Genomic DNA, 24,731 nt, shown 5'->3' on the forward strand with positions numbered 1-24,731 from the left:
ATAATAATGTTGAAGTTAAAGTTCATTGGAGCAACTCAAACGGTCACGGGCAGTAAAATTCATTTCGATTATCATGGTTTCAAGGGTCTGGTCGATTGTGGTTTGTTTCAAGGACCTAAAGAGCTTCGTGAGCTTAACTGGAATACATTAGAAGGGATCAAAGAACTAGATTGTGTATTGTTAACGCATGCTCATATCGATCACTCTGGATATTTACCAAAAATTGTAAAGGATGGGTTTAAAAAAAGGGTCTATTGTTCGAAGGCAACAGCGGAACTTACAAAAATTCTATTGATGGATGCTGCTAAACTTCAAGAAGAAGATGCGAAGTTTGCCAATGACAGTAAGCATTCCAGTCACGATCCTGCGCTGCCTTTGTATGAAGAAGAAGACGCCAAAGCGGCTATCGAGCTTCTATATCCCGTTGAGCTAAATCAATGGATACAGCTTGCGCCAGATCTAAGTTTTCGTTTGATTCGTTCGGGTCATATATTGGGATCGACTTTTATTCAAATGAGTTTCATGACTGAAAAGGGTCCTAAGATTGTTACTTTCAGTGGAGACGTGGGCGGAGGACGCAGCCAGGTCATCAAAGATCCGGATGCATTGACTCAAACTGATTGGTTGGTTTGCGAGTCGACATATGGGGATCGCAATCTGCCTCTTTTTAATCCTGATCAATTGGCCGAGATTATAACCAAGGTGTTTAATCGCGGTGGTACTTTGGTAATCCCAGCTTTTGCTGTTGGCCGTACACAAGAGCTGTTGTATGAAATTTATAAACTCGAGACCCAAGGCAAAATACCCGACGTGCCAGTTTATGTCGATAGTCCGATGGCACAAACGGTGACAAAAATTTACGCGTCTTATACCGACGAGTTAAAACTATGCTGTCAAAATGACGAACTTGAGCAAAGTCTTAGTACGCGTAATTTCAATGCCACAGCCTCAAGCGATGAGTCGATGTTACTTTGCATGAGCACCGAACCTAAAATTGTAATCTCCGCCTCTGGGATGTTGCAGGGAGGACGGGTATTGCATCATCTGCGTACAAAATTGCCTGACGAAAATAGTGGGGTTCTTTTTGTCGGCTACCAAGGCGAAGGCACTAAAGGGCGTCTTTTAAAAAATGGTTTACGTACTATAAGAATTCACCATTTAAACGTTGAAGTGAATGCAGAGATTTTTACTATTGATAGTTTGTCGGCCCACGCTGATAGCGATGAATTGGTTCGATGGATGAAGGGCTTTGTTAAAAAGCCCGAACGCGTTTTTCTTGTGCATGGCGAAGAGTCATCCGTTCGAGCCCTGTATTACCGTGTGACAAACGAACTTGGCTGGGATTGTGAAATTCCCGCTGCCGGTGAAGAATTTATTTTGAGTTGATCAAACTTAAAAACTCTGCGCGTTTATTTGCTAAAGAGTAAAAAAGTTCTCCGCGGCAGCCATAGTTGTTGTCTTTGCAGCGGTTGATGTTGACACAGCGGTTTTCAAGCCGTGCATAGTACAGCTCGTCTTCGTCAATATCATCTGAACCTCGCGAAAGAATTCCTAGAATTTCTCCGGATTCAGGATGCAAAATGGGAGATCCCGAGCTTCCTGCGAAAGTGTCTACTTTGGCGCGAAAATAGGCTCCAGATATTTCGCCAGTGAAAGGGCCTTGATCTACTTTTAGTGGAAGGCCCCAGGGATGGCTTAAACTGATAAGAGTCGTCCCGATCTCAGGCCAAGCGCCAGACATCGTTAATGGTTTGCGATCCCTAACATCTTGATCCAGCTCGATGATGGCGAAGTCTCCATGCTGGTAAGAACCTTCTTCCCGCGCCAGAATTTTTTTGCATCGGTACTGAGGAAGCTCATTGGGCTTGAAGTTGCTTTGGTGGTAATCAAACACAAATAGTGTCTCTTGGCAGGACTTGAGATCTTTGATGCAATGGCCGGCCGTTAAAACATGGCGAGGTCCCACTAAGCTTCCAGAGCAAAACGACAGAACGGATTCTTCTAGGAACTGCTCGCCCGAGCACAAAATCATTGTGTCTTTTAAGGCCCGTGGGGCTTGAAGTTTCCAGCCTTCGACCAGCGCAACGGTCGAGCGAGACCAATCTTGAATGCGGGGTTCGGCCTTTTTGGGCGAAATGCGCGAATCTTGTTCATAAATAATATTTTGTTTTTCCGCTGAGGTTTGAAGCGCAGATTCGTCCCTGTTTTCTAGGCTTTTATGGCAGGCTGACATAAGGGGCAAAGTGCCTAAAATGAATAAGAAAAGTGAGATTTTCATACCCCCTTTTATCACGCAGCGAGTCGGCGGTCTTTAGCTTGCTTTAGTTTTGTAAAAATTGGCCAATTTCAGGGGAATAATGCATTCAGACTATGAAAAAATATTCGCTTCGGGGTCCTCTATAGGGTAAACGAACTCCGTGCACTTTAGCTGTAAGATTTCCAATGCCATTATATCCGTTATTGAGGGGCAGGGAGAGGACATCACCGCTCTTTATGATGCGGCATCAGTCCCCGCAGAATTATTGCGAGATCCCTCCTACTGGATTTCTGCGCCCGAAATGGAGGCCTTTCTAGAGGCTGCTCACCGTATTCCCCTGAAAAAAGAGTTTAATATTTGCCAGAAGGCGGGACATGAAGGTCCCGAACTGCGTCCTTGGGGAGTTCTAGATTCAGTGCTTAAGATGATGCCTCATCCGCAAGAGGTGTTTAGCAATCCCGAGCAATTTCTTTCGTATTTTATTTCGCCAAAGCCCCCGGTCGATAATATTCGCCGTGAAGAGCACAGTCTTAGTTTTGATCTGCCCTTGCCTGCGGAACAGTACCCATTGGTGTCGTGCTATTTGAAAGCGGCCTTTGAAGCCTTGCCTCTTTATGTCGGGCAGCCTGCGGCCACTTGCGAATGGGAAGGTATCACGATCAAGCTGACTTGGTCTAATCAACAAAAATCCATCTTCGGCGAAGAGCTGGGTCGTCAGGTCAGTCCAGAGTTGTTCAAAAGTCTGATCGAAGACTTACAGCAGACTCAACGCGAGCGAGAGGATCTGCAAAAGTATATTTCGGATTTAGAAGCCAAAATCCGAGATTACGAAAAACGTTTGGTGACTGAAATTAAATCCGGTGATGAAGCGGCGACTCCCATATTTCCGTCAGGTCCAGCTTTAGGACATATTAACTTTGATCAAGACACACCTTCGTATAAACTTGGTCAAAACTTGGCTCGAATGCACGATTACATGGTCCGAGCTCAGCAGCTGATTACGATGCTGGCTGCTCAAGGAAAAGTGACCCCTGCAGTTAAAGAAGCTATGCGCAGAGTCGACTGGGAGTTTGTAAAAACCCAGTATCCTCGCACCGTTTCTGAAAGTATGGAAATCGTCAGAAAAATCGATCGGAAGTCCGACGCGACAACCGAGTCATTAGTTGAAAAAAAATAAATCAGAGTTAGAGTCTTTGATGTGAAGTCGCATGGGAGGGACTTATGTCAGAAATTATCAACGTATTATCTCGAGAAATTTTAGATAGCCGAGGGAATCCTACTGTTGAGGTTGAGGTTCATACAGCTAAAGGTAGCAAGGGCCGAGCCGCAGTTCCCTCTGGAGCATCGACGGGCGCACACGAAGCCTGCGAATTGCGTGATGGCGATAAAAATCGTTTTCTAGGTAAGGGTGTTTATAAAGCGGTCGACAATGTTCGTGAAAAATTGGCTCCTGAAATCACAGGCCTTGAAGTGACCGAACAAGTTTATATCGATAAGATTCTTCGTGATGTTGATGGGACAGAAAATAAATCATCTTTGGGTGCGAACGCTATTTTGGGCGTCAGCTTAGCTGTTGCTCAGGCGGCGGCTCAAGATGTTGGTCTGCCATTGTATCGCTATGTGGGCGGTTCGCAAGCTTGCCGCCTTCCAGTTCCTTTGATGAACGTATTAAACGGTGGGGCTCACGCGGATAATGGTTTGGATGTGCAAGAGTTTATGATCGTGCCGACAGTGAATAACTCTTATGCGGAATCACTTCGTGCGGGTTCAGAAATTTTCCATACTTTAAAAAAGATTTTATCTAAAAAAGGTCTGGCAACGGCTGTTGGTGATGAGGGCGGTTTTGCTCCGAAGTTGGGCTCTAATCAAGAGGCTTTGGATTTGTTGATGGAGGCTATCGTTGCTGCTGGCTACGAGCCTGGTCAAAACGTCTTTTTAGCGTTGGATGTTGCGTCTACTGAACTTTTTAAAGAAGGTAAGTACGAATGGCAGGGCGGAAAGATCACTCCGGCCGAGCTTTTGGCAGTCTATAAATCATGGTCCGAGAAATATCCGCTTGTATCTATCGAAGATGGTTTCGCCGAGGACGACTGGGATTCTTGGGTGCAAGCTACTGCAAGTTTAGGTTCTACAGTTCAACTAGTTGGCGATGATTTGTTTGTGACAAATCCTAAACGTCTTCGCCAAGGTCTCGAGAAGCGTGCAGCGAATGCATTGCTTGTGAAGGTTAACCAGATCGGTACTTTGACGGAGACCTTCGAGGCCGTTAACTTGGCTCAGCGGCATAAATATAAGACAGTGATGTCGCATCGTTCAGGGGAAACTGAAGACGTGACGATCGCTGATCTTGCGGTTGCTTTGAACTGCCACCAAATTAAAACGGGTTCCTTGTGTCGTGGCGAAAGAACGGCCAAGTACAATCAGTTGCTTCGAATTGAAGAAGATTTAGGCGGCATGGGAATGTACTGGGATAAGTTTGCATTTCGTTAAAAATAAAAACCCCTTCTGATAAGGAAGGGGTTTTTTATTATCTTTTTCGTTCCGTAAGTCCCATATTTCTTATTTTCGAGTTGGTCGAAAGTAAAGCGCGCGGACTGTCGTCTTCGTCGTAAATGTCGCCAACAACTTCTTCGAATATATCTTCCATCGTAACCATCCCTAACACTTGAGCTCCATCTTTGATGACACCTAAGTGAGATTTATTTCCCTGAAGAAGCTTAAGCGCATTGATGATCGGCTCATTGGGTTTTAGAAACATCACAGGACGAATCAGTTCGGCCCAATTCAGCCTAGTAATTTCGGTTTCAGAAACGAACTCTTTAGAGTGAAGAATACCAACGACCATCTCTTCATGGACAACGGGGAGGCGTGTATGACGAGAGTCTTTGATGATCTGAAGAACCTCTGTGTAGTGCAGAGTTATTTCAACCTTACAGACTTGATCCCAGGGAAGTAAGATATCTTGAACTGTTTTTTTATCGACGTTCATTAGATTTAAAACATATTGTTTGCTGGAATCCGTGAGGGGCTCTAGATCCACCGTCGTGTTCATTTCGTGAATGCTCTCGGCGGGAAGATTATGAGAGATCAGCTTAAGAAGTAAGCGAGTCGATTCTTCCAAAATATAAACAAAGGGGGCAAAGACTTTATCTAATACCTGCAGTATGAGTCCGCCGCCTAAGGCTAGCTTCATTGGAAAACGCAGGGCTAAGCTTTTAGGTACTAACTCGCCGACCACTACGCTGAGATAAGTTAGTGGAATGACGATTGCGATAATCGAAAGAATTTCTGCAGTCTCTTCTGAAAGCGCAAAGCTATTCTGAAATATGGGGCTCAATGTTTCTTCCGCTCCAGCTCCGCCGACGGCTGCCGAAATGGCGCCAACTAAAGTGATACCAATCTGTAAGATCGAAAGAGTTCTTTCTGGTGTCTCTTTCAGTTTTATTACTCGAGCCGCAGCAAGATTCCCTTTTGCCGAAAGTTGTTTAAGGTGAGGTTTTGAAACCGTGACGAAGGCCATTTCAATGCAAGATAGAATTGCATTGGCAAAAAGGCATATGGCGATCACAAAAACTTCGAACATGAAGGCTCCTTCAGGATGAGGCTATCAAAATACCATTAGTCACTGGAAAGACTCAAGGACTGCTCGCTGGAGACTTTGTAGCTTGGGGCGGGTGCCTGAAAACGTAGGAAGTGTCTAAAGATGAGGCATTTTTCGCCTGTCAGATCTAATGTATGCGAGATGCCGGGGGCAATGCCTTTGCAGAGCACAGGGAAGGTCGATGGAATTGGTGCTATCAGCCCGTTGTTCTGCGGAGTTTTAATGAACGAGTTTAAGACCCTAAAGGATTTGAAAAATGTTTTTTTGCTATCAGTCCTACTGGTATTGCCGTCTTATTCTTTGGGGCAATATCGTACGGAGCTTAGTAGTCCCCCCTTTTTAGAAAAGCTGTTAGAGCAATCCCAAAGTCTCCAGATTTCAGACCTTCCAATTAAATCAAGGATCGAATGGTATTCGAAAGTTTTTTTGAATAAAGCAACCCCCTATGTTGTTGATCCCCTTGGCGAGGGAGCAGAGTCTTTGATAGATCGTGATCCTCTTTACAGATTTGATGGATTTGACTGCACAACTTTTGTGGAAACTATCTTGTCATTGTCTCGGGCCGATAGTGTGTCGAGCTTCGAATACGAGATGAATCAAATTCGCTATCAAGATGGAGTTGTTGCCTACGAAAAGCGCAATCACTTTACTGGTGTTGATTGGGTTCCAAATGGAGTTCGGCATAATATCTTTAAAGATATCACGGCAAAAGTTGGACGGGATAAGACATTATTGTCGCAGACCTGGATAGATAAAAAGAATTGGGCGCTGAAGGTGAATAAGATGCCATCGGCTTTTGCTCAAGAGACTTTGCGTTTATCTGAAATTCCCTACATTCCCAAAGCTAGCCTTATTGAAGAGCATAGTGATATTTTAAATCGTATCCCATCTGGTGCGATTATAAATATCGTCCGGCCTCAATGGGATTTGCGAAAGGCTGCAGGTACATATTTAGATGTCTCCCATCAAGGTTTTGCAATTCGTGAAAAGGGTATTTTATTTTTTCGCCATGCAAGCCAGGGTAAGACCGTAGTTCAAGAGCCCTTGCATCTTTATATGCAACGAATGATGTCGGTACAAAGTATCGGTGGAATTCAAATCCTGCTTCCATTGCAAGTAAACTAGATGAAGGTCCTATAGGCGGTGGTTGTGAACTGTTTTACAATAGTTTCATGTCTATTACCGTTGCTGCCACAAACTTTAGAAAATTTCTGAATCATCCATCACGCGTGGCTATTAGCTGCCTGGTGTTTTTAGTTGTGTACTTAATTTTAAACGGAACTGTTTTTCGGTTATGGAGTTTGAATCGAGATTTTGATCGCTTGACGGCCGACATTCAAAAAATTCAAGGCGAAACTGTCCGTCTGCAGGCTCAGCTAAAAGAAGCTAAAGACCCTTCCTTTATTGAAAAGCAAGCTCGCGATCGACTGGATTTGGTCAGCGAGAATGACTTGGTTTTCGTTTTTGCAAACGACTAATCTTTTTTAAGTTTTTAACAAAAATTTATCTCTTGATGCTATGTAAAGTGTCGACTTCATTTTGGGAAGCCAAATGGGACATTGTGCCTCCTTTAGTCCTGGAACTTTTTCGTCCGAAGGAAGAATTGTCAACGCTTTACCTGCTTTCGTGAGTTCAATTGCTAGGCTTGGAAAATCAGTTACGATATATTTAAGATTTAATGTTCTAAATTTAGCGTAGATAGATTCTTGAACTTCGGAAGGAAGTTGTTCATCTCGATACAGAGCGATTGGGAGCTCAAAAAGCAAATCGGCTAAACTTTTCCCGTGGAGATTCGATGCTGCCCAAAAGGAGAAATGCACATCCGATATTCTTTTGGTATGTAAACGGTTAAGAAAAGGGCGGTGTGAGATGCCTAAGTCGAGGTCGCCGGCTAGAAGCGCTTGTTCAAGCTCAAAATGTTGAGCCCCTTTGATTTCGTATGTTTGTGAGCGAATTTTATGAATATAATCCTCCACAATCCTGTAAGATTTAGTGAAGAGAAATCCAGGAACGACACCGATTGTTAAAAAGCTTCTTTGATCACCCGGAAGATTTTCAGAGAAGATTTCTTTCTCGAAAACCTGAGATAGCTGCTTGTAGAGAATTTGGCCCTCTTTAGTTAGTTTAAATTTTTTTGGAGAACGATCGATTAACAAGCACTTGCGCTCAACTTCAAGGCGTTTCAACTGTTCACTCAGCGTTGAGTTTGAAATATCCATTTTCTGAGCCGCTCGAAGAATGGATTTTTCTCGGGCAATGACATAAAAGCCGAAGAGCTGATTCCAGTTTACCTTCATTTTTTTCCTCTTTATGTGTCTATGTTCGTGTTTCACGAATATTATCATTTAAGTTTGGTTCATCAAGCGGGAATACGTATATTGAAGTTGATGAAATTTAATTCAAATACCCGCATGACGCTTGGGGTTGAGCACGAAGTGCAGTTCATTAATCGAAGTAACGGATGTCTGATGCCAATTGCGCAAGATGTCCTTAGGGTATTGAGTGAGCACGGATGTGATGGTCGAATTACTTCTGAAATATTTCAAAGTATGATCGAGGTGCGCACGGGCGTTTGTGACAATGCCTTCGAAGTCTTTGATCAACTGCAAGAATTGCATCTAAATCTAGAGATGGTGGCAAATTCGTTCGGGGCAGGTATATTGTCTACCGGAACTCACCCATTCGAAAAATACGATGATCGTAAATTGTTTCCTTCAAAAAGATATGAAAAGTTGATTTTAGAAAATCAGTGGATAGCTAAGCGTTTGCTTATTTTTGGGGTTCATGTTCATGTTGGGATGCCCGACGGCGAGACAGCTATAGCTGTCTCGAATCAGTTGCAGCGATATATTCCTCTTTTGCTCGCATTAAGTGCGAACTCACCTTTTTTTGAAAATCGTAATGTTGGACTGGCGTCCTCCAGAAGTACAATATTCGAGTCAAAGCCTACCGGGGGGCATCCTGTGATTTTTAAGTCATGGACGGAGTTCAAGGATGTTATCGATGCGCTCAAGAAGAGCTCATCCATCTCAACATTAAAAGATTTATGGTGGGATGTTCGCCTTAACAATGAATTTGGTACGATTGAGGTTAGAATATTTGATTCTCCCCTTCGGCTTCAAAACGTTGCGGCATTTGCGGCTCTCGTGCAGAGTATTTGTGAATTGATTGTAAAATCACCCCTAAGTCATTCGAAAATTCCTCGCGATTGGATGACTCGAGAGAACAAATGGAGGGCTGCAAGGTATGGAATGGACTCATCAATATTGGTGGATTCCAAAGGAAATACCCAGGATCTTTGGACTTTTTTTCGGCAGACAATCAACGACATTGAGCAGAGCAGAGTGAGGTTAGATTATCTGCCGCTCTGGGAATTCTTATTTAATTATAAAAATGATTTTAAGGCTCAATTGAGCTTCGATGAGACAAAGGATAGAGTGCATGTGGTTCAAGAGTCTTCAAGAGTTTTTGCGGAAAGTGTTAGACAGAACATATTTTGACTCTCTTTTTACTCGAAGAATAGAGTTTATTGTTTTGCTAGTGACTGCGGTGATAGTTTCTACCTTGATTGTTTTGTACTCGCAGCTTTTTGCAAAAGCGGAAGGACTTCTTAGAGCAATCTTAGTTCTAAATCCCAATTTGATATTTCTATTGACCCCCTTTATGTTTCTATGTGCATGGGGCCTTGTTCATTATATTGAACCAGGTGCCTCGGGCTCTGGGATTCCTCAGATAATGGCTGTGCTGGAGGAAGGAAAAACGAAGGATCTGGTTTTTCGAGAACGATTGTTAGGATTTAGAATTGCTTTTGTTAAAGTATTTAGTTCTTGTCTTGCTATTATCGGCGGGGGTGTTATCGGGCGAGAGGGGCCATCATTGCACATAGCGGCTTCGCTGTATTATGGGTGTTACAAGATCTATCAAAAGTATGTTGGGATCGGAAATCCAAACTATTGGATAATTGCTGGATCTGCCTCGGGCTTGGCTGCCGCATTTAATACTCCTCTTGGCGGAATTATGTATGCCATAGAGGAAGTCGGGCAACTCCATTTTTCTAAGCTTAAAACTCAGCTTCTATTTTCAATATTTGTTGCTGGATTGATTTCTCAAGCCATCGTCGGACCCTATCTTTATGTGGGGAATCCGGTGACTTCCCCTCTAAATCTGCATTTACTTGCAATTATTAGCTTTGTTGCATTTTTTAACGGGTATTTTGCCGCACTTGTTTCTGATCTTTTATATCGTCTCATGCAAAAACGAAACTCAATCAAGAGTTTTAAAGGAAATTTAAAGTGGATTCTATTCGTTTCACTCGTTGTATCTCTGATTGTATTTATTGATAAGGATTCCATTGGTTCTGGTAAGGAATATATGGCGAAGCTTCTATTTGATAGAGGAGACATGCATGGATTTACTCCCATTTTGCGAATTCTCAATAACTTCCTTACTTACAGTGTTGGTCTTTCGGGGGGTGTTTTTGCTCCGGCTTTGGCTGCAGGGGCTGGCCTTGGATACTTTCTTTCCCATTTGTTTGAGTTCGAATTGAATTCAGGCGGAGTCAACTTGATTATTTTGGCTGGTATGATTAGCTTTTTAATTGGATTTACTCGAAGCCCTTTGACTTCGTTTGTATTGGTTTTAGAAATGACCGATAAATATGTCAGTATTTCCGCGCTGCTTTGGGTTGCCATTATATCATATACCGCGGCTCGACTTTTTCGACGAGAAGGATTTTATGATTTATCTGCCAAGAGGTATATTTCAAGCGCCGGGGATGGAAAGTAATTCGTATGGCCACCTTTAAGATTACTAACTACTTTATGAAAGAGTCTTCCATCGAAGCAGTTGTCAGAAATTTAGATCGGAGGGCTTTTCTAAAGCAAGAGGCCGCGAAGATATTAGGCATCATCTTGGTGACTATTGTTTCTGTGTTTATACCAGTCTTCCATTTTATTTTGGTTCCAACGGGGGCTATTCTTTTTGTAGTGAAGTTGTGGCGATTGCGGTCTTGGCCACTGGGGCATCTCGAAATCACGAAAGGGAACTGTTTGGAGTGTGGTAGTCCTCTTCCTTCGATGACAACTATTGTAAAATGGCCAATCGCAATAAAGTGTGATGGATGTCATGTAGAGCATTATATTAGCGTCTAAGTGTCTGAAATTTTTTAATTTTAATTAGACTCACCGAAAAGGCCTCGTGTTTTGTCATAAAATAGGATGGCAAAAGAGGCATTCATTTCATGATTGTAGCTTTTCTTTTTTCTGGAATCTGACTAGTATACAAGCTCTAAAGCTCTACAAAAAAGGGAGTATTTTCAAATGCATAAGTCCTTTAACAAAGAGTCTATCAGATGCCTTCGACTTCGTTTAGGCTGGAGTCAGGCTGATTTGGCTAGAAATATGGGCTGCTCGACAGAGCTGGTCGTCGCACTTGAACAGGGAAACTTAATTGCTCAAGGTGCTTTAAGTAGCGAACTTGAAATTATTGAAAAGCATGCAGATCAACTAAGCGAAGAGCTGCACGCTCAACCGCTTGCGGAAAACAAGATGGAAGAAGCTCATCTTGAGCAAATGGATACGACTCGTTTCTTAGCGGAACTCTAAAATACTGACATATTCATTCCTTCAGTGTAGGACATTTGGATACTTTGTCCTTACTGGGGGAATATCTCATGAAGAAAATCTATCTTATTGACGTCAGTGCGATGTTTTTTAGAGCCTACTACGCTATACGCCCGCTCACGTCTTCAACAGGTGTTCCAGTTAATGCGGTTTATGGCTTCTTATCGATGATTACGAAGCTAATGAAGGAAGAAAAACCTGATTACATGGTTTTTTGTTATGACCGCAAAGAACCTTCTTTTCGTAAAGATCTTTACAACGATTACAAAGCCAATCGCACTGAAATGCCCGAGGATTTGGCTGTTCAGATTCCTTACATTAAAAAATTAGCTTCGATTATGGGGATTCCTACTCTAGAAGTCCCTGGATACGAAGCCGATGATCTTATTGGTACAATGGTTCACATCGCTCGTGAACATGATTTGGAAGCCGTCATAGTATCGGGCGATAAAGATTTCAGCCAATTGATCAAAGATCACGTTGTGCTTTTTGATACGATGAAGGATGTTCGTTACGATTCCCAAGGAGTTTTTGACAAGTGGGGTGTGCGTCCCGATCAGTTTATAGATTACTTAGCTATTGTTGGCGACACCTCGGATAATGTGCCTGGAGTTAAAGGCATTGGAGAAAAAGGGGCTCTTAAGCTTCTTCAGCAGTTCTCTACCTTGGAAGATATTTACGCTCGAATTGATGAAGTTGAATCAAAGAGTATCAAACAGAAGCTTATCGATTCAAAAGAGATGGCCTTTCTTTCTAAAGAGTTGGTCACGATCGTCACATCAGTTCCCTTAGAGAGAAATCTGGAAGCTTATCATGTCAAGGCCGTGAATACCGAAGAGCTCCGCGCGTTGTTGCGTGAATTGAACTTCAAAACCTTTGAAAAGACTTTGCTTGGAGACGCTTCACCGGCAGGAGCTTCCGGCTCTGTCAATTCGTCATCGGTGCCAGGTTCTGCTGTTGGAGTATCTACTGCAACAACTCCAGCAATACCTGTGAATATCGAGACACCAGAATTTTTTATGGTATCCCTAGAGCAACTTCAGGCAAATTTACCGGTTGAAAAAGCTGCCAGATCGGTGGCGGACTTAGCAGTCATGTTGAAACCTCAAAAAACGATTTGGGGTTTCTTTGATAGTAAGACGATTTATTTGGGAATTGATTTTTCAGTTTTTACTATCGACACCAGCGAGGGCGGTTTTGAGGGTCCACTGCGTGATTTGGGTGCCTTAACTGATCAATTGCAGATCCAATGGAAGGGATTTGATCTGAAAAACTTTTGGCATCAAATTGGAGCGCAAACGCCCATTGGTAAGTGGGATGCGATGCTAGCTGCTTATTCAGTGAAAGCGGAAAATACGTCCGACATAAGAAAGATATTTTTAAGAGAGTGCAATTTAAGCTTGCCGGAAGCTCTAAGTGCCGGACAGTGGATTAAAGCCCTGTCTTTGCTAGAGGAAGCTTTACAGAAGAAACTGATTCAATTTAATGCCACCGAAGTATATCAAAAGTTTGAACTTCCTTTGGCGGCTTCATTGCTTAAGATGGAAAATCGAGGCATTCGCATTGATGTTCCGATGCTTAAAGAGTACTCCGAGGCCTTAGGCACAGATATTCAACGCCTGGAAAAAGAGATCCATCAAGCAGCTGGAGAAGAATTCAATGTTGCCAGCCCGAAACAGCTTGGAGTTATCTTATTTGAAAAATTGGGACTTGAGGCAACTAAGAAAACTAAAACTGGATACTCGACAGATAACGAAGTACTAGAGGCTATCGGGCATCCTATTGCAAAGTTGGTGCTAGAGTACCGAGAACTTGCTAAATTGAAATCGACCTACGTGGATTCGTTGCCTGAGCTGATAGATGAAAAAACGGGACGTGTTCATACCAGTTTCAATCAAGCTTTAACGTCAACGGGGCGTTTATCAAGTACCCATCCCAATCTGCAGAATATTCCGATCCGCACGGCCCGAGGGCAAATGGTGCGCAAGGCCTTCATCGCAGACGAAGGCAAGCAGTTGTTGTCGGTAGACTACTCGCAAATCGAGCTTCGCATCTTAGCGCATATTTCGGAAGATCCGGGATTGTGCCGAGCCTTTGCCGATGATCTAGATATTCATGCTGCCACTGCTGCAGAGATTTACGGCGTCTCGTTGAAAGATGTGACTTCAGAGCTAAGAAGAGCTGCAAAAGCCGTGAATTTTGGAATAGCCTACGGTCAAGGTGCGTTTGGCTTGGCCGAGAATTTAGGGATTTCTAGGACGGAAGCTAAAGATATTATTGAACGATACTTCACACGCTTTAAAAATGTTCGGGAGTACATCGACAGTACTGTGAAGTTGGCCCATGAAAAAGGATATGTGGAAACTCTTTTTGGACGTCGCCGTTACATCGACGAATTGAACTCTAAAAACGTGGCCCTGAAAAAGTTTGGCGAGCGCGCAGCTATCAATGCGCCTATTCAGGGAACAGCGGCAGATCTTGTTAAATTAGCAATGATCGAGGTCGATAAAGCTATTTCTTTGCCTATGTTGTTGCAAGTGCACGATGAGTTGATCTTTGAAGATACCAAGGAAAATTTAGAAGCGCAGGCTCCTGCTCTGGTTAAAATATTAGAAGGGGTTGCTTCGTTGAAGGTACCGCTTAAGGTAAACTACGCGATCGGATTCAACTGGGATGAGGCTCATTAGTCTTTGGCATTCAGCAAATTTTTAATGATTAGAAATATTTGTTCGGCTCGAAGTTCAATTGATTCATTGCCCGATTGGTTATAAGCCTCGAGCATTTCTCCTAGAAGTATATTGTGTATTCTTCGAGACAATTCGGGAGTCCCCAGTAAGGGACTCCATTTTTTTTCGCTTATTAAGGGCAGGATCAATTCTAATATTCTTTGCTGCCGAGCCTCGTTAATTTGCTGATGTAAAGTTTTTATTTCTTCAATCTGTGTTGCGAAGTAGTGCAATGAAAGAAAAGCCACGTTGTAGGGGGCTGATTGCTGAGACCATTCAATATTTTTCTTGATATAATAAAGAAGGACCTGCTCGCGCTTTGCGCTCTGTAAAAGTTTTTTTGGTAATTTAAAATACTCTCGACCATGATCGGCGGCTAATTCAATAGCTTGCTTGAGCAAATCATTCTTATTTTTAAAATATTTATATAAGGCGGGCTGGGTTATTCCAAGGTCTTCGGCAATGTCCTGAAAACTAACGTTTTGAACGCCTTTTTTGGAAAATTGATAAAGGGCCACTAGTAATATATTCTCTTTTGTCTGCTGGCCCTTTGATTTCATTATCTGTACTCTTCTACTTTCAAACGGCATGCGAAAGTTTGGGATGTGCCGTAGGCAACATGATCTTCGGTTCTCGCAATGGCCTCAATGTTAAAATAGACTTTAATTTCTTGATTACCAAAGGCGAACTTAGACCAGGATAGCTCGAAAGGGCTGCCGACCTTATTAGTCCCTTTTAGGTACACTGAATTTGTATTCAGTTTTCTCCAAGGAGGCACGTCATTTTGCAAGAGTTGTCGCATTAATATTTTTTCACCAGGGCTTATCCGCCAGCGATTTGCTGCCGACGGCGATAGGTCTTGGCGTGATTCATTTTTAAAGACCTCAATCATTCCATAAAATTGATTGTCTCTTTTGAGTAAGGTCAGTTCTGCATCGAACCGACTGTCGTCGTCGTCCCAAACCTCGGAACCCTGGGACGGAAGCCAGGGATTGCTAACATATTTTGTAGCGTGACATTGATATTGAACAATATGGTCCTGAGCGAAACTAAAACCTGGAATTAGCACTAAAAAATAGATTAGGGATTTCATATTTTGACCTTTGGTAATGGATAAGTTGTCGCTAAGTAAATTAAGCGATTTTCTTTATTTTTAAAAATAAAAAGTTATAAGTTATAACTTTTATATATCTAAAAATGGGCAGATCGTGAATCCGCCCTAAGTGCTTAAAATGAATGCTTTATTATTCTGTTTCCCAGCCAACAACACGTCCTCCCTCAAAGTAGACGTAGCGTGTTTCTTTTTTGTAGCCGTCGGGAGCCGAGACGAATTTTTGATATTTCCAACGTTCATTTTTATAGACGGGATTTCCAGAGATATCGACGGTCATCGGCTCTCCCCAAGATTTTTTAACTAAGTCCATAGGCATGCCGACCGAGATGTCCTGGGACTCGATAATGGCTTTCATTTCAGAATCTGGTGTTTTCGACCTTTCCCAGATTTTGTTTCTTAAGATCCACGCCTGTCGTCCTTCAAGTGTTGGAATGTTCAAAAATTCAATGCGCTCGGCATCGTCTTTGACCCAAGGTAAAATCTTAGAATACTGTTCTTTTTCTTTTCTGGCAGAAAGTCGTTTTTCTAATTGGCGGACTTTCATTCGATTTGAAACAGCTTCGTGCTCGTCATAGCTTAAGCCGACATCGGGATTGTAGCCAAGTTCGTAGGCAACTTTTCGGTAGTCGGCATTGTATTGAGGTCCATTGGAAGTTCTATTGTCGACATAGGCGATTTTATCGGATGATTTAGAAGGATCCGAGTAACCACTTTCCGGGGATCTGTGTAATCCCACACAGCCAAGCATTGTGAATACAGCCATAGTGATAAATATAAGTTGCAAACGAGGCCCAAAGGACATTTTAGATCTCCATCTGAATGGTCTATTCGAAATCATTTTACAGGAAGGTCTTGCCTTTGCGAAAATAAACTTGAAGGGCAGGACTAGGGTTCTTACAATAAGTTGAAAAGGACTCGACTCAGGAATGGCTGAAAACGAAAGCAATAACCCCGACACTTCAACGACCGAGACCAAGGACGAGGCTGCATCTGAAGAGATGAGCCTTGAGGCTATCGATTCGTTGTTGGCGGAAGTGGACCCTGAATTTGCTCAAACAATGTCGGCAATTAAAGCTGATAATATTGTGGGTGATAGCGCTGATGACGAGTATACCGCCGAGTATACCTTGGAGTCCGAGATCAAGTCATGGAAGCAGGCTATCGGCTTCTATGGGTTGTTGTATAAGCTCTTTCCGTTTATTCCTAAACTGTTATTCCCTTTGCGAAGAAGCTATCGAAAGTTCAAAGAGTTTACTTTTAATTTTAAAGATAATTTAATCAGTGGTTTAAAATCATTGGGGCCTTGGATTCTAAAAAAGCTGAAAGGATTTCTTGCAGGAATCAAAGAGGGCATCGCGAACGTTGGAACCTCTTTCAAGCATTTTACCAAAGTTCAAAAAGCCATGGCTGTATTGTTATTCTTATTTATTGGTGTTACGGGCTTTGTTCTTTTTAGGATTTTGGCTCATAAAGGTGTTTTGCCCGAGGACAAACAGCTTTTTGTAAAGAATATGGAAGAGTGGGCCGACTCTTCATTGGTTTTTGATCCGGCAACAGAAATGGAATCGTTCTACGACTCTATGCATGGCGTTCAAAACGTTCTAGCTTTGGAAAAAATGGTAGTGAATGTTCAGCGTTCTAACAACTCGAGCGAGAACCCGATGGCGGCTTTTGAATTTGTTGTCGAAGGAGCCGCTTCGGAGGCTGTTGTAGAAGTAAAAGATCGCGAGCCGGAAATGAGAGATCTTTTCCAGCGCACGATCGAAGAAATGAATTACGATCAGTTGTCGACTCCAGAGGGCAAACAACTTTTGTGTGATCGGATTAGAAAGAAAGTAAATTCGGTCTTAACCAAGGGAAAAATACGCCGTGTATTTATCAAAACGGTGATCCTGAAGCCTTGATTAGATTTTAAATTCCTTCGGATTGATTTCAAAATATTTAAGACGATCGTGCAAAGTTGACTTAGGAAGTCCAAGATCGTAGGCCGTTCGGCGTTGATTACCTCGGTTCGCAATCAATCTTTTTATGATCATTTGTTTTTCGATGTCTTTTAGTAAGGGCATAGGGACGTTACTCTCGGATTGAAGTTGTAAAATATGAGACGGCATTGCTGATTTTTGCTCGATAGGATCGATCAACTTATGAAGCATAGAGGTTTCAATCTTTAGGCCTGGGAAAAGGGCTGAACAGCGAGCAACAAAGTTCTTTAGCTCTCGTATGTTGCCCGGCCAAGTATGGCATTTTAGTTCGTTGATACATTCGATGGAAAAACGGACTCGGTACTCTTTGGCGAAGTTCATAAGGAGTGAATCAAAGTCTTCCATTCTTTCATTCAGAGCCGGATGTTGGATGCTTACGACATTTAATCGGTAGTATAGATCGGCTCTAAATTGCCCCTCTCGAATTTTCTCTAAAAGGTTTTGGTGAGTCGCCGCAATGATTCGTACATTGGTTTTTATTGTTTGATCACTGCCGACGGGGCGAATTTCGTTGTTTTCTAGAGCACGCAATAGCTTAGCTTGCATCGACAGAGGAAGGTCTCCGATTTCATCTAAAAATAGAGTACCGTTACGTGCTGCTTCAAATGCCCCTTTTCTATCGGAAATTGCTCCAGTAAACGAACCCTTAATATGGCCAAAAAGTTCGCTTTCAACCAGGGATTCGGTCAGTGAAGAACAGTTTACTGATACACAAGGTCCATTTTTTCTTGAGCTGGCTTTGTGAATGGCCTGAGAGAGCACATCTTTTCCCGCTCCTGATGGGCCTAGGATTAAAATCGGAAACTCGGTGTTGGAGGCGTGGCCAATACGAACCAGTTCTTGAGCCCATGTTTCGTTAGCGCTTTTTAGCTCTAAGCAAGCTGCTGGCGGAAATTTCGTAAATCTAAATTCTGTATTTTGAACTCGAATAATGTCTCCTTCGGCTAATGGAGTCTCTTTAACCGAGGATTCATTTACCAAGGTGGGCGTGCCAGATCTAAGATCGCGAATCCAGTGATGACCTTGACGGAAGAAGATGCTGAATTGTCTTTCGCTGAGGTCTTCGCAGTTTAAGGGATTCGAGCAGTGAGAATCGCGTCCGATCGTTGCAAACAAATCGAGATCTTGAGTCGCTAAATTAGTGTTGTTGAGGGGAATAAGATATGACTTCATGTTTTGGCCTCCTGTGGCATTGTGTCCGGGCCTTATTGCAGTCTTAAGGCCCAACTCAAATCGAATAGGTTCGATTTCAGGCTGTCCGAGGGGCGGAATTATTTATTTTTGGACTCGAATCCAAGAATTGAGAAAATCAAGAAATTCTAGTACCTTGGGGTATCAAGAAGGAATCCATGAAACAGACAAAAATTGAGTTCGTTAAAAGTGCCGTATTACCCAAAGACTTTCCGCCGGCAAAAAAACCTGAGATCGCTATTTGTGGTCGATCAAACGCGGGAAAGAGTTCTTTCATTAACGGTCTTTCGAATCAGAAGTTGGCTAAGGTCAGTTCGACACCTGGGAAAACACGCTTGCTAAATTTCTTTATGGTCAACGAGACTTATATGTTGGTAGATATGCCAGGTTATGGATTTGCGGCTCGCTCGAATGATGAGGTGGGTGACTGGCAAAAAATGATCGAAAGTTATTTGAAAGAGCGCAGTGTTTTAAAAGGATTGTTGTTGGTCATGGATATTCGTCGCTCTTGGGATGATGAAGAAGAAGTCATGAAGAAGTTTTCCCAATCACTTGGTTTTGGAATGGCAGTTGTACTTACAAAAGCCGACAAGCTGGGCAAGAATCAAGTCGCCTCTGCAGTTGCAAAAATCAAAAAAGAATCTGGTTTGACTGCGGTCTTTCCGACCTCGGCTTTGGATAAATCGGGACAGAAATTGGTTGAAGATTATATTTTCCAGAACTGGGTTGACGATGCGGACACCAAACAGGGCGGGGACAACTAATGAGTTCAAAAGCCCTTAAGATTGTTGGCGTAATTCCGGCTCGTTTTGGCTCCACTCGTTTTCCAGGAAAACCTTTGGTGATGCTCAATGGAAGACCAATGATTCAGTGGACGATCGAAGGGGCCCGACAATCTCGGCTGATTAGCCAAATAATTGTTGCAACGGACGATGATCGCATTCGTGTTGCGGCAGAAGCTGTCGGAGCTAAAGTTGTTATGACAGCTTCAGAGTTACCTACTGGCAGCGATCGGATTAATGCGGCGATTCGGGATGTTGATTGCGATATAGTTGTAAACATTCAAGGTGACGAGCCGCTAGTCACCGGTGATTTGGTTGACTCCCTGGCATCAGTTTTTACGAATGATGCAAGTTTAGACATGGCGACTTTAGCTCATCCTATTTCATTCGAAGAGTTGCAATCCCTTAATTCCGTCAAAGTTATTTTGAATAAGCATGATGAAGCAATTTATTTCAGTCGCTATCCGATTCCATATTCAAGAGTCCAGCCAACCCCAGCCGCTGGGTTTGATGGCTGTATGAAGCATATAGGTATGTATGCCTATACCAAAAAGTTTTTGAAGACTTTTTGCGAAGCACCTGTTGCAACCTTAGAGCAGCTTGAAAGTTTAGAACAACTTAGAGCATTATATCTGGGTGCTAAAATCAAAGTAGTAAAAGTAAAGGAAGCAAGTCGCGGGGTGGATACTCCCGAAGACGTTGCTGTTATTGAAAAACTCTTGCGCCAATCAGGGAGATAGAAATGGCAAAAGCAAAGGTAAAGTCAGGGAAGTTAAAGATTTCAACGGCGAAGTCCACCAAAAAAAGTTTTCAGCAAAAGTTTATTTTTGTTACGGGTGGAGTTGTTTCGTCAATAGGTAAAGGTCTGACTGCGGCTTCGCTTGGATCTTTACTAGAGGCTCGTGGCATTAAAGTTACCATTGCTAAATTTGATCCTTATCTTAACGTAGACCCAGGTACGATGTCGCCTTTGCAACACGGTGAAGTCTATGTGACTGAAGACGGGGCTGAAACTGATTTGGATCTTGGGCATTACGAACGCTTTACCTCTGCAACAATGACTCGCTCGAATTCAGTATCTACTGGCCAGATTTACGATACGGTCTTAAATCGAGAGCGTAAGGGGGATTATTTGGGCGGCACCGTTCAAGTGATTCCACATATCACGGATGAAATTAAAGGCCGTATTTTTGAAGCGGCCCAAGGTGCCGAAGTGGCCATCGTAGAAATTGGGGGAACTGTCGGTGATATTGAAGGACAACCGTTCCTAGAGGCCATTCGTCAAATGCGAGATGAGGTAGGAAAGTCCAACTCATTGCTTATTCATGTTACTTATGTGCCTTATATTGCAGCCGCTGGCGAGCTGAAGTCTAAACCAACTCAGCACTCGGTTAAAGAATTAAGAATGATCGGGTTGCAGCCAGATTTTCTTGTTTGTCGAACGGAAAAGTTTATCGATGATTCTTTAAAAAAGAAAATTGCTTTGTTTTGTTCGGTAAATGCAGAGCATGTTATTGCCGCTCAAGATTCGGCAACAATCTATGAAGTTCCTTTGGCTTTACATAAGGAAAACTTAGACCACTTAGTTATTAAGTCTTTGGGGTTGAAAGATAGTAAACCCAATTTAACAGGTTGGAATTCTTTAGTGAAAGTTCTGCGTGATCCACAGCACGTTGTCCGTATTGGTGTTGTTGGTAAGTATGTAGATCTAAAAGAGTCGTATAAATCACTGAATGAAGCGCTAGTTCATGGCGGTGTCGCTAATAGTGCTAAACTAGAAATTACTTACGTTGACTCTGAAAAGCTGACTGACAAAAATGTGGCCTCATTATTACGAGAGGTCGATGGCATTTTAGTCCCAGGTGGTTTTGGTGTTCGAGGTGTCGAAGGGAAGATTGCTGCGATCAAATATGCTCGGGAAAATCAAAAGCCATTTTTTGGCATTTGTTTTGGTATGCAGTTAGCGGCTATCGAATTTGCTCGTAATGTCTGTGGAATCAAAGACGCGACTTCGCGAGAGTTCCACTTAGATGGAAAGAGAAACGGAAATTTCATTATAGACTCTATGGCCGAGCAGCGGGGAATGACTCAAAAGGGTGGAACGATGCGATTGGGGTCTTTCCCGTGTTCAATTGAAGACGGCAGCCGTGCCTCGAAAGTATATGGATCGACTCAGATTTATGAACGCCACCGTCATCGTTTCGAATTCAATAACAAATACCGTGGTCTATTCGAAAAAAAGGGTATGAGTTTGGTTGGAATTTGCAAAGAGCGCGATCTGGTCGAAATCGTCGAGCTTGCAGATCATCCTTGGTTTATTGCGGTTCAGTTTCACCCTGAATTTAAGTCCAAGCCATTGAATCCTCATCCGTTATTTAAAGAGTTTGTGAAGGCTTCAATGCGTCCTGGAAAAAAAGCGGGTGTTAAATCTGCAGGTAGAGGAAAATAAAATGGTCTCCATTATTGAGCAGGCGAAAAGAGTTTTAGAAATTGAAGCACGCTCTATTTTAGATTTGAAAGAGCGTATCAATTCTGATTTTGAACAAGCGGTTCATTTAATCGCTAAATCAAATGGCAAGTTGGTTATCACGGGAATTGGAAAATCAGGGCAGATAGCGAGGAAGCTCGCATCTACTTTTAGTTCAACCGGGACGCCGGCAGTTTTTGTTCATCCGGCAGAGAGTGCGCACGGAGATCTTGGTATCATCACTAAAGACGATGTGGTCTTGGCGCTTAGTTATGGCGGAAATTCTCCAGAGATGAATTCGGTTCTGAACTTTGTCGTTCGCAAAGATATTCCTTTGATTGCGATGACAGGAAATAAAGAATCGGCCTTGGCGAAGGCAGCTAGATTGGTATTAAATGTCTATGTATCGGAAGAGGCTTGTCCTTTGGGATTGGCTCCGACAGCCAGTTCGACAGCGACGTTGGCAATGGGTGATGCTTTGGCCATGGCTGTTTTGTCGGTTAAAGGATTTAGTCCTGAAGAATTTGCCGAGTATCATCCAGGCGGATCGTTGGGCTATCGATTATTGACTCGTGTTAAAGATGTTATGCATGCCGGGGACGCGTTGCCGGTGGTGACTTTAGATACGCCTCTTCGTCAGGTCTTTAGTTCGATGACGCATAAAGATGTGCGCGGGGCTGCTGGTGTGGTTGATTCGAATGGAGATTTGGTTGGAGTTATTACGGACGGTGATATTCGTCGTCGCTTGGAAAAAAATGGGGATCCATTGTCCGGTGTTGCCAAGGATATGATGACGACGAATCCGCGAACAATCGATTCTGATGAGTTGGCCGAGAAGGCTTTATTTTTGATGGAGCAGTTTCAGATTCAGATGGTTTTCGTATTGGATAAGGCAGCTTCTCAGCCTAAAAAGCCGGTCGGAATCCTACACATCCAAGACCTCCTAAAAGCCAAAATCCGCTAAAAAGGGGTCAGGTGTTTTTTTCTAACCGGCCCGCATCAAAGTGTCACTTTCCCAAAAAAAAGCCAGCTTCAGAAAGCTGGCTTTTTTTATGCACCCCAGTTAGAAAAAAACACCTGACCCCTTTTCAGAAAGAGATGTTGCGGGGGTAGTGACAGGTGTAGCCGTTTGGATTTTTGACCAAGTAGTCCTGATGGTAATCTTCGGCCTTCCAAAACTCCGACGCTGGCACAAGTTGGGTGACGACAGGCTTGTCCCACGCCTTGGAAGCGTCAACACGCTTTATGACTTTTTCGGCCACTTCTTTTTGATGCTGGTCCGTGAAGAAAATAGCACTTCGGTATTGGGTTCCAACATCGTTACCTTGGCGGTTGCTCGTCGTAGGGTCATGAATTTTAAAAAAGAATACAAGAACTTCTTCGAAATTAGTCTTCGTCTCGTCAAAAACAATTTTCACAGTTTCAGCATGTCCGGTCGTGCCCGTCTTTACTAAGTTGTAGGATGCATTTTTTAAATTTCCACCCATATAGCCGACCTCGGTAGAAACAATGCCTTTTTGTTTGCGGATAAGATCTTCCATCCCCCAAAAACATCCACCTGCTAAGTATGCAGTCTGCACTTTTTGCTCCTTCACTTTTGCATTTGATTTTTTCGATTCAGCTAAGCTGGTTGCACAAATCAAAGCAGTAAATATAGCCACGATTTTGCCGATACAATTTTTCACGAATCCTCCCAGTTGCTTACTTCTGGTTTAAAATACCTCGCATCATCATTTCAATAAAATCATTCACGACAGAGTCAGGTTCCGTATATCCTTGCTTTACGGCAAAACTCATCCCGTTCAATAATGCTAAATAAATTCCGACTAATCTTAAAGGGTCAAAATTTCGAATGTCTTCTTTTGATTGTTCAATTTTTGCACGTAAAGGGGCGAAGATCGAGCTGGTGACAAGACCCGATGCGACCATTTTTCCTTTTTCAGACAAATGGGGCATGTCCATCTGAGCAATAAGCTGCATATTCATAGTGGGTTGGGCAATAAACCAATAGGCAAAGGCGCGCAGGAAGTCTTCGATATTGCTAGAGTTTCTGTTCATTTCTTCGAGCTGGGCTTTGTATTTTTCAAGTCGTGATCGTAGAACCTCAAGATAGATTTCTTCCTTACCGCCAGGAAAGTGGTAATAGAGCGAGGCCGCTTTGATGGCTAGGGCGTCGCCGATATCCTGTAAGGACGTAGCCTTGTAGCCATTGCTAAAAAACAAACTTTCTGCTTTTGCCACTATTTCCGCGCGCATAGAAGATCCTTCCGACCTATTTTTTCCCATAGCCTAATACTAATTAGATTAATTAGGTAGAGTTAAAATCGAACCTGACATAAATCCTTATCCAACAACGGGCAAGCCCCGCAAAAGGATAGAAGGAGAGTTTATGAAAAGCTTTAAATGGTTCTTGAGTGCTTTTGTAGTTTTGTCATCTGCGGCTGCAATGGCAAAGATTCAAACTGTAGAGTCTGTTGATCTTGTTCGTTATGTTGGTAAATGGTACGAGATTGCAAGCATTCCTCAAACATTTGCTAAGCAGTGCGTTTCAGATACTACGGCCGAATATACTGCGCTAAAAGATGGAAAAATTAAGGTTGTGAATAGCTGTGCAACTGAAAAGGGCGACAGATCGGTAGCTGAAGGCCGCGCTAAAGTCGTAGACACGAATTCAAATGCAAAACTGAAAGTTACTTTCGTTAAGTTGTTCGACTACATTTTCACTTTTGGCGGAGACTATTGGATTGTTGATCTTGAGCAAAATTACAACTACGCAGTTGTGGGACACCCAACTTTAAAATACGGTTGGATTTTATCTCGTCAACCGTCGTTGTCAGCCCAAGATTTAGAGGCTATCGAGTCTCGTTTGACGGCGATGGGTTACGATACTTGCAAATTTTTGACTACGCCTCAAATGGGTGGGATGGTCGAGAAATTGCCTTTATGCCAAGCTGTTAAATAGTTTTTCTTTTAAAAAATATTGATGAGGT

25 protein-coding genes are annotated in these 24,731 nt (G+C 42.9%); 16 read left to right on the top strand and 9 right to left on the bottom strand.

All coding sequences use genetic code 11. The annotated features are described in order from the left end of the window. Nucleotides 1–6 precede the first annotated feature (6 nt). Nucleotides 7–1,386 (top strand): MBL fold metallo-hydrolase RNA specificity domain-containing protein, encoded by a 1,380-nt coding sequence (locus tag AC04MN_RS08755; RefSeq protein ID WP_475382810.1) that lies wholly within the window; start codon nucleotides 7–9, stop codon nucleotides 1,384–1,386. On the opposite strand, the gene AC04MN_RS08760 is transcribed toward AC04MN_RS08755, so the two are convergent. Beyond that, nucleotides 1,373–2,278: a trypsin-like serine peptidase gene (locus tag AC04MN_RS08760; protein ID WP_475382811.1), complete on the bottom strand. Its 906-nt coding sequence runs from the start codon at nucleotides 2,276–2,278 to the stop codon at nucleotides 1,373–1,375. The genes AC04MN_RS08755 and AC04MN_RS08760 overlap by 14 nt on opposite strands. A 139-nt stretch (nucleotides 2,279–2,417) precedes the next feature. Here AC04MN_RS08760 and AC04MN_RS08765 point away from each other — a divergent pair, with 139 nt between their 5' ends. Together AC04MN_RS08765 and eno are read left to right on the top strand one after the other, a co-directional pair. Further along, nucleotides 2,418–3,434: a hypothetical protein gene (locus AC04MN_RS08765; protein WP_475382812.1), complete on the top strand. Its 1,017-nt coding sequence runs from the start codon at nucleotides 2,418–2,420 to the stop codon at nucleotides 3,432–3,434. A 44-nt stretch (nucleotides 3,435–3,478) separates the two neighbouring features. Continuing rightward, entirely contained in the window at nucleotides 3,479–4,747 is a 1,269-nt protein-coding gene (gene eno, locus AC04MN_RS08770; RefSeq protein ID WP_475382813.1) for a phosphopyruvate hydratase, read from the top strand. 37 nt (nucleotides 4,748–4,784) lie between these two features. On the opposite strand, the gene AC04MN_RS08775 is transcribed toward eno, so the two are convergent. Beyond that, nucleotides 4,785–5,840 (bottom strand): hemolysin family protein, encoded by a 1,056-nt coding sequence (locus tag AC04MN_RS08775; RefSeq protein ID WP_475382814.1) that lies wholly within the window; start codon nucleotides 5,838–5,840, stop codon nucleotides 4,785–4,787. Nucleotides 5,841–5,960: 120 nt separating this feature from the next. On the opposite strand from AC04MN_RS08775, the gene AC04MN_RS08780 reads away from it, so the two are divergent. After that, a complete protein-coding gene (locus AC04MN_RS08780; RefSeq protein WP_475382815.1) occupies nucleotides 5,961–6,983 on the top strand; it encodes an N-acetylmuramoyl-L-alanine amidase-like domain-containing protein in 1,023 nt (340 codons plus the stop codon). Between the two features lie 47 nt (nucleotides 6,984–7,030). After that, complete coding sequence (locus AC04MN_RS08785; RefSeq protein ID WP_475382816.1) at nucleotides 7,031–7,336, top strand: septum formation initiator family protein; 306 nt, start codon at nucleotides 7,031–7,033, stop codon at nucleotides 7,334–7,336. A gap of 6 nt (nucleotides 7,337–7,342) precedes the next feature. On the opposite strand, the gene AC04MN_RS08790 is transcribed toward AC04MN_RS08785, so the two are convergent. After that, nucleotides 7,343–8,155, bottom strand: a complete 813-nt coding sequence (locus AC04MN_RS08790) for a LysR family transcriptional regulator (RefSeq protein ID WP_475382817.1) — start codon at nucleotides 8,153–8,155, stop codon at nucleotides 7,343–7,345. 27 nt (nucleotides 8,156–8,182) lie between these two features. Here AC04MN_RS08790 and AC04MN_RS08795 point away from each other — a divergent pair, with 27 nt between their 5' ends. The 5 genes from AC04MN_RS08795 (at nucleotide 8,183) to polA (ending at nucleotide 14,166) form a co-directional block, all read left to right on the top strand. Then, complete coding sequence (locus AC04MN_RS08795) at nucleotides 8,183–9,358, top strand: carboxylate-amine ligase (RefSeq protein WP_475382818.1); 1,176 nt, start codon at nucleotides 8,183–8,185, stop codon at nucleotides 9,356–9,358. Then, nucleotides 9,300–10,643: a chloride channel protein gene (locus AC04MN_RS08800; RefSeq protein ID WP_475382819.1), complete on the top strand. Its 1,344-nt coding sequence runs from the start codon at nucleotides 9,300–9,302 to the stop codon at nucleotides 10,641–10,643. The genes AC04MN_RS08795 and AC04MN_RS08800 overlap by 59 nt, the downstream gene beginning before the upstream one ends. A gap of 5 nt (nucleotides 10,644–10,648) precedes the next feature. Further along, nucleotides 10,649–11,008, top strand: coding sequence for a hypothetical protein (locus AC04MN_RS08805; RefSeq protein WP_475382820.1), 360 nt, complete (start codon nucleotides 10,649–10,651; stop codon nucleotides 11,006–11,008). A gap of 168 nt (nucleotides 11,009–11,176) precedes the next feature. Continuing rightward, nucleotides 11,177–11,461: a helix-turn-helix domain-containing protein gene (locus tag AC04MN_RS08810; protein ID WP_475382821.1), complete on the top strand. Its 285-nt coding sequence runs from the start codon at nucleotides 11,177–11,179 to the stop codon at nucleotides 11,459–11,461. A 68-nt stretch (nucleotides 11,462–11,529) separates the two neighbouring features. After that, nucleotides 11,530–14,166 (top strand): DNA polymerase I, encoded by a 2,637-nt coding sequence (gene polA, locus AC04MN_RS08815; RefSeq protein WP_475382822.1) that lies wholly within the window; start codon nucleotides 11,530–11,532, stop codon nucleotides 14,164–14,166. On the opposite strand, the gene AC04MN_RS08820 is transcribed toward polA, so the two are convergent. The 3 genes from AC04MN_RS08820 to AC04MN_RS08830 all read right to left on the bottom strand — a co-directional run bounded on the left by AC04MN_RS08820 (nucleotide 14,163) and on the right by AC04MN_RS08830 (nucleotide 16,082). After that, the gene (locus tag AC04MN_RS08820) at nucleotides 14,163–14,765 is read right to left on the bottom strand and encodes a TetR/AcrR family transcriptional regulator (RefSeq protein ID WP_475382823.1); all 603 of its coding nucleotides are present in this window, start codon (nucleotides 14,763–14,765) and stop codon (nucleotides 14,163–14,165) included. The two genes, polA and AC04MN_RS08820, sit on opposite strands and share 4 nt — an antisense overlap. Continuing rightward, entirely contained in the window at nucleotides 14,765–15,298 is a 534-nt protein-coding gene (locus tag AC04MN_RS08825; protein ID WP_475382824.1) for a hypothetical protein, read from the bottom strand. Before AC04MN_RS08825 ends, AC04MN_RS08820 begins: the two co-directional genes overlap by 1 nt. Before the next feature lie 151 nt (nucleotides 15,299–15,449). Further along, nucleotides 15,450–16,082, bottom strand: a complete 633-nt coding sequence (locus AC04MN_RS08830) for a hypothetical protein (RefSeq protein ID WP_475382825.1) — start codon at nucleotides 16,080–16,082, stop codon at nucleotides 15,450–15,452. 163 nt (nucleotides 16,083–16,245) lie between these two features. Between AC04MN_RS08830 and AC04MN_RS08835 the strand changes: the two genes are divergently transcribed. Continuing rightward, nucleotides 16,246–17,223: a flagellar basal body-associated FliL family protein gene (locus tag AC04MN_RS08835; protein ID WP_475382826.1), complete on the top strand. Its 978-nt coding sequence runs from the start codon at nucleotides 16,246–16,248 to the stop codon at nucleotides 17,221–17,223. Here the strand turns inward: AC04MN_RS08835 and AC04MN_RS08840 are convergent, their stop codons facing one another. Continuing rightward, nucleotides 17,224–18,474: a sigma 54-interacting transcriptional regulator gene (locus tag AC04MN_RS08840; protein ID WP_475382827.1), complete on the bottom strand. Its 1,251-nt coding sequence runs from the start codon at nucleotides 18,472–18,474 to the stop codon at nucleotides 17,224–17,226. 176 nt (nucleotides 18,475–18,650) lie between these two features. Between AC04MN_RS08840 and yihA the strand changes: the two genes are divergently transcribed. Genes yihA through AC04MN_RS08860 form a run of 4 tightly spaced genes read left to right on the top strand, consistent with a single transcriptional unit; the run spans nucleotide 18,651 to nucleotide 22,705 of the window. After that, the gene (yihA, locus tag AC04MN_RS08845) at nucleotides 18,651–19,256 is read left to right on the top strand and encodes a ribosome biogenesis GTP-binding protein YihA/YsxC (protein ID WP_475382828.1); all 606 of its coding nucleotides are present in this window, start codon (nucleotides 18,651–18,653) and stop codon (nucleotides 19,254–19,256) included. Continuing rightward, a complete protein-coding gene (gene kdsB / locus AC04MN_RS08850) occupies nucleotides 19,256–20,014 on the top strand; it encodes a 3-deoxy-manno-octulosonate cytidylyltransferase (protein WP_475382829.1) in 759 nt (252 codons plus the stop codon). Before yihA ends, kdsB begins: the two co-directional genes overlap by 1 nt. A 2-nt stretch (nucleotides 20,015–20,016) precedes the next feature. Further along, complete coding sequence (locus AC04MN_RS08855; RefSeq protein WP_475382830.1) at nucleotides 20,017–21,723, top strand: CTP synthase; 1,707 nt, start codon at nucleotides 20,017–20,019, stop codon at nucleotides 21,721–21,723. A gap of 1 nt (nucleotide 21,724) precedes the next feature. After that, nucleotides 21,725–22,705, top strand: coding sequence for a KpsF/GutQ family sugar-phosphate isomerase (locus AC04MN_RS08860; RefSeq protein WP_475382831.1), 981 nt, complete (start codon nucleotides 21,725–21,727; stop codon nucleotides 22,703–22,705). Nucleotides 22,706–22,829: 124 nt separating this feature from the next. Here AC04MN_RS08860 and msrA read toward each other — a convergent pair whose 3' ends face one another. Together msrA and AC04MN_RS08870 are read right to left on the bottom strand one after the other, a co-directional pair. Then, nucleotides 22,830–23,426 carry a peptide-methionine (S)-S-oxide reductase MsrA gene (gene msrA, locus AC04MN_RS08865; RefSeq protein WP_475382832.1) on the bottom strand — a complete coding sequence of 199 codons (597 nt, stop codon included), beginning with the start codon at nucleotides 23,424–23,426 and terminating at the stop codon, nucleotides 22,830–22,832. A 16-nt stretch (nucleotides 23,427–23,442) separates the two neighbouring features. Continuing rightward, nucleotides 23,443–23,997, bottom strand: coding sequence for a TetR/AcrR family transcriptional regulator (locus tag AC04MN_RS08870; RefSeq protein WP_475382833.1), 555 nt, complete (start codon nucleotides 23,995–23,997; stop codon nucleotides 23,443–23,445). A gap of 133 nt (nucleotides 23,998–24,130) precedes the next feature. Between AC04MN_RS08870 and AC04MN_RS08875 the strand changes: the two genes are divergently transcribed. Then, complete coding sequence (locus AC04MN_RS08875) at nucleotides 24,131–24,703, top strand: lipocalin family protein (RefSeq protein WP_475382834.1); 573 nt, start codon at nucleotides 24,131–24,133, stop codon at nucleotides 24,701–24,703. The last annotated feature ends 28 nt before the right edge of the window (nucleotides 24,704–24,731 follow it).

Source organism: Bdellovibrio sp. ZFWA1 (assembly GCF_056175665.1).